The organism is Promicromonospora kroppenstedtii DSM 19349 (assembly GCF_000515355.1).
GTDB lineage: Bacteria > Actinomycetota > Actinomycetes > Actinomycetales > Cellulomonadaceae > Promicromonospora > Promicromonospora kroppenstedtii.
Map to the genome: position 1 here is coordinate 15,649 of NZ_KI911766.1, position 4,849 is coordinate 20,497.

6 protein-coding genes are annotated in these 4,849 nt (G+C 70.9%); 2 read left to right on the plus strand and 4 right to left on the minus strand.

The annotated features are described in order from the left end of the window. Positions 1-152 precede the first annotated feature (152 nt). A complete protein-coding gene (locus PROKR_RS30075; protein ID WP_211240286.1) occupies positions 153-635 on the plus strand; it encodes a hypothetical protein in 483 nt (160 codons plus the stop codon). A gap of 114 nt (positions 636-749) precedes the next feature. On the opposite strand, the gene PROKR_RS30080 is transcribed toward PROKR_RS30075, so the two are convergent. Together PROKR_RS30080 and PROKR_RS30085 are read right to left on the minus strand one after the other, a co-directional pair. Further along, positions 750-1,643 (minus strand): ABC transporter permease subunit, encoded by an 894-nt coding sequence (locus tag PROKR_RS30080; protein ID WP_051433524.1) that lies wholly within the window; start codon positions 1,641-1,643, stop codon positions 750-752. Continuing rightward, entirely contained in the window at positions 1,640-2,593 is a 954-nt protein-coding gene (locus tag PROKR_RS30085) for an ABC transporter ATP-binding protein (RefSeq protein ID WP_036971644.1), read from the minus strand. Before PROKR_RS30085 ends, PROKR_RS30080 begins: the two co-directional genes overlap by 4 nt. A gap of 177 nt (positions 2,594-2,770) precedes the next feature. On the opposite strand from PROKR_RS30085, the gene PROKR_RS30090 reads away from it, so the two are divergent. Next, positions 2,771-3,652 carry a Bax inhibitor-1/YccA family protein gene (locus PROKR_RS30090; protein ID WP_036971622.1) on the plus strand — a complete coding sequence of 294 codons (882 nt, stop codon included), beginning with the start codon at positions 2,771-2,773 and terminating at the stop codon, positions 3,650-3,652. A gap of 129 nt (positions 3,653-3,781) precedes the next feature. Here the strand turns inward: PROKR_RS30090 and PROKR_RS30095 are convergent, their stop codons facing one another. Beyond that, entirely contained in the window at positions 3,782-4,546 is a 765-nt protein-coding gene (locus tag PROKR_RS30095; protein WP_036971624.1) for a hypothetical protein, read from the minus strand. After that, positions 4,543-4,849, minus strand: a 307-nt coding sequence (locus PROKR_RS30100; RefSeq protein ID WP_169736663.1) for a TetR-like C-terminal domain-containing protein, incomplete at its 5' end; no start/stop codon positions are given. The genes PROKR_RS30100 and PROKR_RS30095, both read right to left, overlap by 4 nt.

The following is a 4,849-nucleotide window of genomic DNA, read 5'->3' on the forward strand; positions in this document are numbered from 1 at the left end:
GAGCCGTCGCACGCCCGAGGGCGGTGCCCGCCGGCGTCGCGTCGAGCGGTGCTCCGGACCAGGGCTGGCCGCCGGTCGCCGAGCCGCAGCAGATCGTGCGGCACCAGCGAGTGCCGCACGAGGCTCCGATGCCGCGACCCGCACCGCCGTACATGCCGCAGCAGTCCGCGCAGCGGCCTGGCTCGCAGCTGCCCGGTTCGGTGCAGCCCGGCTCGCTGCAACCCGGCCAGCAGGTGCCGCTCCAGCACCGAGCGAACGATCACTCGGCGAACAGCCACCAGCCGGACCACCGGCAGTCGAGCCAGCAGCAGCCGGCACAGTTCGCGCCGCAGTTCGCCCCGCAGCACCGGCCGCAGCATCAGGCCGCCCCGCAGCAGAGCCAGGCCGACCGCCAACCCGCATACGCTCCGCAGCAGAACCACCGGCAGGCGGGCCACCAGGAGCCTGGCCAGCAGCAGGCCCGCCAGCAGCAGGCCCGCCAGCAGCAGGTCTACGTGCCGCAGCAGGCCTACGTGCCGCAGCAGCGGCCGGCGTCGCAGGCTGCGCTGCCCGCGCGGCGTCAGGAGCCCGAACCGGAGCCGGAGCGCCAGCAGCCGATCCCGGTTTGGCCTCACCCGCTCGACCCGCTGGACTAGGGGTCAGGGAAAGAACAACTCCCCGGGCTGTGTTGCTCTGCGTAGACACTGTCTACTCTCAGCAACACAGCCCGGGGAGTACCTGTTTTCGTGGGGTCGTGCTGGACCGAACCGTCAGGCGTCGTCGAACTTGAGTCGCAGCGCGCCGGCGACGACCACGACCAAGGTGTACGCGCCGAGCACGCTGATGCCCACCCACGGGTCGAGGACCTCGGGGACCTGCGCGCCGGACGGCGTGATCGCAGACCCGGCCACGCTCGGCAGGAACTTGTTCACGTCCAGTACCCAGTCCAGGCTCGACGCGAACGCCACCACGATGTTGAAGATGAAGGGGATGACCAGGAACACGGCCACGGCCGTGAAGATCGCCCCGGCCGTGTGGCGAAGCAGGGCGCCGATCCCCAACGCGAAGAGTGCAACCAGCACCGTGTAGATGACGACGCCGTACAGCTTGCGCACATCGTCACCGTTCGACCAGTCCAGCGTCATGTCGTTCGCGTTCAGGATGGGGTAGCTGATGAGCCAGCCCAGCCCCAGGGACACGGTGGTCAGCACCGCCGTCACGGCGGCGAGCACCGTGGCCTTGGCCGCGAAAGCACCCAGCCGGCCGGGGGCCGCGGCGAAGGTGGAGCGGATCATGCCCGTCGAGTACTCGCCCGTGATGACCATGGCGCCGAGCACCGCGACCACGAGGCCGGCGAACTCGTACCCGCCGGCGATGACGGTCGGCGCACCGAGCATCGAGTTCATCGACGCCTGCTCCCCGGGAGCCATCTCGACGTCGCTCATCTGGTCCGTCAGGAACTGCACCACGACGGCCATCATCAGCGCGAAGCCAGCCATGATCACGACGGTGGAACCGAGCGTCCACCACGTCGACCGCAGTGTCCACAGCTTGATCCACTCGGAGCGCAACAGCCGGAAGAAGGTCACGTTGTGCACCGGGGTGTGCTCCGTCGTCGTACCCGACGCCGAACCGCCTGCCGGAGCGGTGACGGTCGCGCTCATGCCTTGCTCCCCTCGTTGTGGGACGTCGCGGCCGCGACGGCGGCGAGGTCCTCGGACTGGTACTCCACCGAGTCGGCGGTGAGCGACATGTACGCCTCTTCGAGCGTCGAGGCGACGGGCGTGAGCTCGTGCAGCACGATCCGCGAGGCGGCGGCCAGCTCACCGACGGCGGATGCGTCGGCGCCGCGGACCTGGAGCAGACCTGGCTCGACGTCCTCGACCTCGGCGTTCTTCGCCTTCAGGAGCTCGGCGAGCTCCGTGGCTTGCGGCGACCGGACCCGCACGGTCTTGCGCGCGGCGCCGTCCACGAACTCCGCGACGGGCGCGTCCGCGAGGATCCGGCCCCGGCCGATCACGATCACGTGGTCGGCCGTGAGGGCGACCTCGCTCATGAGGTGGCTGGACAGGAAGACCGTGCGGCCCTCCGACGCCAGGTACTTCGCGATGTTGCGCACCCAGAGCACGCCCTCGGGGTCGAGCCCGTTGACGGGCTCGTCCAGGATCAGGGTGCGGGGGTCGCCGAGCAGGGCCGCGGCGATACCGAGGCGCTGACCCATGCCGAGCGAGAACCCGCCCACGCGCTTGCTCGCGACCGACTGCAGGCCGGTGAGGTCGATGACCTCGTCGACGCGCCTGGTGGCGATGCCGTGCGTCGCGGCCATGGCGAGCAGGTGGTTGCGGGCGGTGCGGCCGGTGTGCACGGCCTTCGCGTCGAGCAGGGCGCCGACCTCCGCCAGCGGGCGGCGGTGGGCCGTGTAGGGCTTGCCGTTCACGGTGACCGAACCAGCCGTGGGCCGGTCGAGGCCCATGATCATGCGCATGGTGGTCGACTTGCCGGCGCCGTTCGGGCCGAGGAAGCCCGTCACCTGGCCCGGCTGGACGGTGAACGTGACGTCGTTCACGGCGGTCTTGGCGCCGTACCTCTTCATCAGGCCTCTGGCCTCGATCATCACTTGCCCTTCCAGGAGACTCGTAGCTACGAGAGTAGGTAGCGGGCATGGCCGGCGCACCAAATACCGGCCCGGATCATCCCGTGGGCGGACCCACTTCATTCGTTGGTATGACCTGGGAACTCCTGAGGTCTCATCTGCGTTCCCTAGGATGGTCAGACAGACCAGGAGGAGCAGATGAGCAACCCCGTCTTTTCTAGAAGTGACGTCTTCGGTGAGCCCCGTCGCACCGGCGCAGCCGGTGGACGCCGCGGCGGCACCGCCACCTACCCCAACCAGACTCCCGCATACGGCACCGCGCCGCAGCCTGGCCAGTACGGCCAGTACAGCGCCGCGGGACAGCAGGCGATGGACGCGCAGCAGCTCGACGCGATGTACCAGTCGCCGTCGGCCACCACGGCTGACACCAAGCGTCTGACCTACGACGACGTGATCATCAAGACCGGTGGGCTGCTCGCCCTCCTGGTCGTGGTGGGCGCGGCGACGTGGACGCTCGCGCCCGGCCTGTGGGTCGTGGGCATGATCGTGGGCCTCGTGCTGGGCCTGGTCAACGCCTTCAAGCGCAACCCGAGCCCCGTGCTGATCGTCCTGTACACGATCGCGCAGGGTGTGTTCCTCGGCGGTATCTCGGCGTTCTACGAGGCCCAGTTCAGCGGGATCGTGCTGCAGGCGGTGCTCGCGACCGTCGCGACCTTCGCCGGTGCGCTCTTCCTGTTCAAGTCGGGCAAGGTGCGGGTCACCCCCAAGTTCACGCGCTGGCTCATCATCGCGATGGTCGGCTACGCGGCGTTCTCCCTGATCAACCTGGTCCTCGTCTGGACCGGCGTGCTCAGCGGGTGGGGCATGCGTGGCGGCGTGTGGGGCATCATCATCGGCCTGGTGGCCGTGGGTCTGGCCGCCGCGTCGCTGATCGTCGACTTCGACTCCATCAAGCGTGGCGTCGAGGCCGGGGCCCCGGCCAAGATGGCGTGGGCAGCGGCCTTCGGCCTGCTGGTGACGCTGATCTGGCTGTACCTGGAGTTCCTGCGGCTGCTCGCGATCTTCCAGAGCAGCGACTGACCCTCGCGCCCCCCGCTGACGCGGGCGGTGCAGGTGCGACAGAGGCGTGAGTTCCGGACGGGGCTCACGCCTCTGTCGTCTCCGCGACCGGCCCAGCTCGGCACGGCCCAGCCGGCGGGACCACCGGCCTCAGCGGGCCACCGCGTTGTCCACAGCCTTTTCCACAGCAGGGGACGAGTTGTGGACACGTCCACGGCCCACCGCGACCGCGATCAGCACGCACCCCGCCGCGACGAGGAAGCCGTGGGTGATCCGCAGCCCGGGGCCGCCGAAGAACTGGGGCAGCACCAGCACCAGGCCCAGCGCGAACGGCAGCCCGATCCATCGCGGCCCCGCGCCGGCGCGCCACAGGGCGACGGCGGCGAGCACCCCGGACACCGCGAGCAGCAGCAGCCCGGCGCCGAACAGGGTCACCGCCCACGGCTGCATGCGCAGCGCCTCGACGTCGGCGAGCAGGCTGAGGTCGCCGTCCCGCAGGGCGGCCTCCGCGATGGTGCGGATGCCGAAGATCTCGGCGCCGAAGTAGAGCGCGGCCATGCCGGCACCGGTCCAGGCGGTGACCAGGGCCCAGGTCGCGCTGCGGACACCCGGACGACGGCCACCTGCAGCGCCGGCACCCGCGAGCAGGGTCCGCAGACCGAGCAGCGCCGGGGCGACCAGCGCCAGGCCGAGGATGCCGCACAGGTGCGCCACGACCCAGCGGTCGGAGGCGAACGCGACCGCGAGGCTGGTGCTTGCCACGGCCTCGTCCGGCCAGGGCCGCAGCAGCGGGAACAGGAGGAACGCGAGCCCGGCCGCGACGAACGCGACGGCGGTCCAGCGGGCCGTGGTCGGGCCTGCGCTGGCGCGAGCCTCGGCGGAGGAAGGGGCGGCAGTGTTCGGTGCGTTGGTCATCGAAGGCTCCCGGCGGTGTCGTGGTCCAGCGGTGCGGAGGGTGCGGCGAGCGTGGCGACGCCCGCGACGAGCATGTCGAGCAGCACGCCGAAGCTCTGGTCCACGTCCTCCCGCATGCGGAAGCCGCCGCCGAGCTCGAGCGTCACGAAGCCGTGCACGCCGGCCCGCACGGCGCGGACGGCGTCGATCAGCCGGTCTTCCGGCAGGCCGAAGCCCTGGAGCACCGCGCCGACCACCCGAACGCTCTCAGCGGCGGCCGCGCGGGGCTCGGCGTCGGCCGGGTCGTCGGGGTCGGGGCCGATC